This window comes from Vibrio sp. 10N.261.46.A3 (assembly GCF_041472995.1).
In the GTDB taxonomy this organism is placed as follows: domain Bacteria; phylum Pseudomonadota; class Gammaproteobacteria; order Enterobacterales; family Vibrionaceae; genus Vibrio; species Vibrio coralliirubri.
In genome coordinates, this window is the sequence record NZ_JBFRRH010000135.1 from 1 (window position 1) to 4731 (window position 4731).

Here is a 4731-nt window from a genome sequence, read left to right on the forward strand (position 1 = left end):
TCAAGTTGATTCGGTATAGTGCCTTTTGCTCGGCAGACACCTTTTCTATCGGCGCATATTTATCATCTAGGTATTCAACAATTGCATCTGACTCAAAAAGAACCGTTTCATTTTCTGTAATCAAGACAGGCACTTGTCCGTTTGGCGAAATATCTAGGAACCATTGAGGTTTATTATTTAGCTCAATGTATTCAATTTCAAATGGGACATTTTTCATTACCAAAGCACCCATTACACGTTGAACGAATGGGCAGTTTTTAAAGCTAACAAGTTTAATCATGGTGACTCCGAATTAGGTCATTAATTTGTATTTGTACCCCTAAGACGAACGCCAAAACTGAAAGACGAAAAATAATTCTATTTTTTTGGAAATAATTAAATGCGGAGATAACTAAAGGCAGTCACTTTAGATACGCACTTTAACTAGGCACTTTAAGTAGTAAGCTTGAATGCCTAATTACGCGCAGCTAGACGATCAAAGATATTGCAATAGATGCCATGATCACGCCAACGACAAATTCCAACACCTTCCACGCTCTCGGGCTCTTAAACATTGGAGCCAAAAAGCGAGCGCCATATCCAAGTGAGAAGAAGAACACAAACGACGCCGACACTGCACCTGCGCCAAACAACATTTGGTTAGGTTGATATTGAGTTGAGATAGAACCCAGCAATACCACAGTATCCAAATACACATGCGGATTAAGCCAGGTGAACGCCAAACACATCGCAATCGCTTTGGTTAACGAGTCTTTGGTTTCAGCAGTGGCTTCTAAGGCGTGGTTTTCAGTAAATGCTGAACGGAAGCTTAAGAATGAATAGACACCCAAAAAGATAGCCCCACCATAACGGGCGAACTGCTCAATTTGTGGGAACTGCTTAACGATGGCGCCAAAGCCCGTCACGCCAAAGCTAATGAGTAAGGCGTCAGAAATCGCACATACAGCGCAAACTGCCAATACGTGTTGGTTCTTAAGCCCTTGCTTTAAAACAAACGCATTTTGAGAGCCAATCGCAAGAATCAACGAAAGGCCAAGGGAGAAACCTGCGAAGTAAGTCGACATCTAAGGCTAGCCTCTTAACGCAACTCAATACGCATAAACTGGCTGTGAGGGTCCAACACATAATCCGCAAAGGGTTCACAGTATCCGAAGCCAAACTTTTCATACAGGTTACGCGCGGCCTTAAAGTAGTCTTCTGAACCTGTCTCTAAACTGATTGTTTGATATTGGCGAATGGCTGCGGTATCCAATACGTGTTGTAAAAGTTGGCTGGCAACGCCTGACTTTCGAGCAAACTGTGAGGTCCTCATTGATTTCAGTTCAGCGTGTTGGCTATTTAACTCTTTAATGGCAACACACCCAAGCAGTTGGTTGTCTTTCCAAGCGCTGAAAAAGGTAATCTCTGGTGACTTGAGCCCGTCTAGATCAAGTGCATGAACGCTTTCGGCTGGCGAAGTTGCGTACATATCTGCAAGGTGCTCTTCAAGCAATTCAATGACTTCTCCACCCGACAAGTCATCAAGCTTAATTTCTATTGAAGTACTGCTTTCCAACGCTGTTCCATTTTCCATTGAACCCTGTGCATTTATTGCTGATGTCATTGTCCCAACTCTCCTTGTTTGGTTCGCTTATTTAGCTTGAGTGATTTGGCTTTAATTACTGGCCTACTTTCCTGAATTGTTTCCTTTTCAAGAACTCGGTTTGAATCAGTAAAATTACTGATTAATCATAAAATTATTAATGTCACACTGGATTTACCTAGATACCATATTTTTCCTATCTAGTCTCGTGATAAAAGCCTGCCACAAAGCCCGTAGGTCGCAGCAGCGAGGGAGCAACACCTGTTTCAGTTAACGAATAAGTAGTCAGGCCGATATGAGTATTCAACTAGATCTAACCACCACTATGCCCTGCCAAAACTTCGACTCGGCACAAGGGCGAATGACACTTCAAAACCATCGAATTATTGATGTCGACAACGAGATCGCCCAAATCTTTGGTTATCGAAACCGCGATGAGTTATTACACAATGTTGAATTTGTGTATGCCTTAGTTCCCGACAATTACCAAAACCTAGCCAAAAAACGCTACCTAGAGGCAATAAAAGGCAAGTTTGATAAGGGAAAATTGTACACGGACATTCCAGCTAATGGTCGCAATATCTCCATATTTTGTTTATCACATGTCATTGAACTGAATAACAAACCTGCGCTTGAAATACACGTCATTGACATCACATCAATGTTAGAGGTGCAGCGTAAACGCCACGAATCAGATCTCATGTATCGAAAATTACTCAGTACATCGAAACAAGGTATTTTGATCCACCGAAACTTCAAACCTTTGATGGTTAATCAAGCTTGGGTTGAGCAACAAGGTGCCCAATCTATCGAGCAAGTACTTGCGATGGACTCAATCATTTCAATCATTCCTGAAGAACAGCATCCAAATGCCATCAGGCGGTGCGAGAGCATTCTCAATGGCAATACACCCAACTTCAGCTCTGTAGTATCCAACCATTGCTTTGATGGCAGCTATAAATACTTCAATATTTATGACAACGTGATTAACTGGGAAGGTGAAGACGCCATTCAAGTGATTCTCGAAGAAGTCACAGACAAGGTCTTGTTAGAAAAAGAGCTGCTGCACCGCGCTATGTATGATGACTTAACGCAGGTACTCAATCGTCGCGCCATTTATGATTGGATAAAGAAGCCAGTGAATCAGCAAATAGAAATGTCTTGTATGCTGATTGATATCGATGACTTTAAATTAATAAACGATCAGTTTGGTCACAGTGTTGGTGATGCTGTCATTAAACACTTAGCCGATTCCATTAAAACGCACGTTGAATTACTCAATGGCGTAGTTGGACGCTGGGGCGGAGAGGAGTTTATTGTGTTCATTCCCAACGCGAAACCTGAACATACCCAAGTCATAGGCGAACGTATCTGCCGTGCTTTTAATAGGCATACTTTTGTTGGATTCAATCGCCGTCAATTTACATCGAGCGTCAGTATTGGCATCACCAACCGATGTATGTGTCACTCACCCAACAACATTAACACGCTAATTCGGGTGACGGATGATGCACTTTATCGTTCAAAAACAAGTGGGAAAAACCAGGTATCTATCAATGATGATGTGGTTTGCCAGGAAGCTCTTGCTTAATCCCAGCTCTTTACTCTCTTTCGTGATCCAGAGGTATTTCAAACATGCGTCAAATAAGCCGGTTAACCTGACGAATTGAAGCCAGCCAACAGATAATGAAAGTACAGCGACCAAGAATTAAAGCGCCTATATTGAACGATATTTGATTGCGATTTTCCAATTTCGGTATATGATGCGCCACCCTAATTTTTCAGCTTATGCTGCAGGCAAATATGTCCGCCAACGCACTCTATACCGACCTATCCGGTTACTATGATTTAATGTGTGTAGATATTGACTACCAAGCGCAAAGTAACTGCGTACGTAGACTCCATCAAATCTTTGGAAATGAAGGAAAAACACACCTCGACTTAGCTTGTGGCACTGGCCCACACGTTCGTCATTTTATTGATTTCGGTTACCAAAGCGGTGGCCTAGATCTTAACAAGCCGATGTTAGATATCGCAGAAGTTCGCTGCCCGGAAGCCAATTTCTCAGTACAAAACATGAGTAACTTTGAGGTCACGGAACCACTCGATCTTATCACTTGCTTCCTGTATTCCATCCATTACAACGATGGCCTTGAGAAGCTTAAAGAGTGTATTGAAAGTGTGCATCGCGCATTAAAGCCAGAAGGTATTTTCTGTTTTAACGTGGTTGATAAAGACAAGATCAGCAACGACCTGTTTGTTAGACACACAACAAACCAAGACAAAGACGATTTCACGTTCCGTTCTGGTTGGTATTACTCTGGTCAGGGTGATAAGCAAGCGCTAAAGCTTAGTATTGAAAAAACGACGGCTGGAGAAACTCAAGTGTGGAATGATGAACACCCGATGGTGGCATTCTCGCTTAAGGAGTTAATCGAGATATTGAAGCCCTACTTCGAGGTTAATATCTTCGAGCACGATTACGATAAGCTGATTCCTTGGGATACTCAGTCCGGTAATGCGCTGATCACATGTGTCAAAATCTAGATAAATAGCTCAACGACAAATTAAACCAAATCTATAGATAAAAAAAAGAACCCACACTCGCCATTCTCCTTATAGAGCATCAGCCAGTGTGGGTTCTTTTATATCAAGCTATCAGTTACTGAACTCTCGATTAGAAGTCCGCTGTCATACCTACGTAGTAAGTACGTGGCTCTTCAACATAACCTAGATATTCTAGTTCTTCAGATACTGACTCGTCCGTTAGGTTCGAAATACCTGCACGCAGTCGTACTGAATCATTCACGTTGTACACTGTGCCGATGTTCAATGTTGTGTATGCGTCTTGAGTTAGGTCGCTTTCGATCTGACGCTCACCACGGTAACGAGCACTAACAAAGGTGTTCAGGTCGAAAGTCGGGCTCCAGTTCAGTTTAACTAAACCCGAGTGCTTGTAACGCTCAAGTAGCTGTTCGCCTGTCGACTTATCTTCAGTATCTAGGTAAGTGTAGTTACCAGAAAACGCCCACTTATCAGAGATTTGATACATACCACCTAGCTCAACACCTTGAATGATTGCTTCAGAGACGTTTTGGTAAGTTTTCGCGCCTAAATTACCCGTTGGTCACGGCAAGATCATTATAAAT

General features: G+C 42.4%; 5 protein-coding genes and 1 pseudogene. 2 read left to right on the forward strand and 4 right to left on the reverse strand.

The features are described 5' to 3' along the window. The 3 genes from AB4484_RS24635 to AB4484_RS24645 all read right to left on the reverse strand — a co-directional run. A partial coding sequence (locus tag AB4484_RS24635; protein ID WP_372080839.1) for a glutathione S-transferase family protein occupies positions 1-280 on the reverse strand: 280 nt, incomplete at its 3' end. Between the two features lie 187 nt (positions 281-467). Continuing rightward, on the reverse strand, positions 468-1064 hold the full coding sequence (locus AB4484_RS24640; RefSeq protein ID WP_372080840.1) for a LysE/ArgO family amino acid transporter: 597 nt from the start codon (positions 1062-1064) through the stop codon (positions 468-470). Between the two features lie 14 nt (positions 1065-1078). After that, positions 1079-1603 (reverse strand): GNAT family N-acetyltransferase, encoded by a 525-nt coding sequence (locus AB4484_RS24645; RefSeq protein WP_122081479.1) that lies wholly within the window; start codon positions 1601-1603, stop codon positions 1079-1081. Between the two features lie 274 nt (positions 1604-1877). Here AB4484_RS24645 and AB4484_RS24650 point away from each other — a divergent pair, with 274 nt between their 5' ends. Next, complete coding sequence (locus AB4484_RS24650) at positions 1878-3173, forward strand: diguanylate cyclase (RefSeq protein ID WP_372080841.1); 1296 nt, start codon at positions 1878-1880, stop codon at positions 3171-3173. 212 nt (positions 3174-3385) lie between these two features. Next, the gene (locus AB4484_RS24655; protein WP_372080842.1) at positions 3386-4129 is read left to right on the forward strand and encodes a class I SAM-dependent methyltransferase; all 744 of its coding nucleotides are present in this window, start codon (positions 3386-3388) and stop codon (positions 4127-4129) included. A gap of 130 nt (positions 4130-4259) precedes the next feature. Here AB4484_RS24655 and AB4484_RS24660 read toward each other — a convergent pair. Further along, positions 4260-4694, reverse strand: a pseudogene (locus tag AB4484_RS24660) (TonB-dependent receptor domain-containing protein); the annotation flags it as partial. Positions 4695-4731 lie beyond the last annotated feature (37 nt).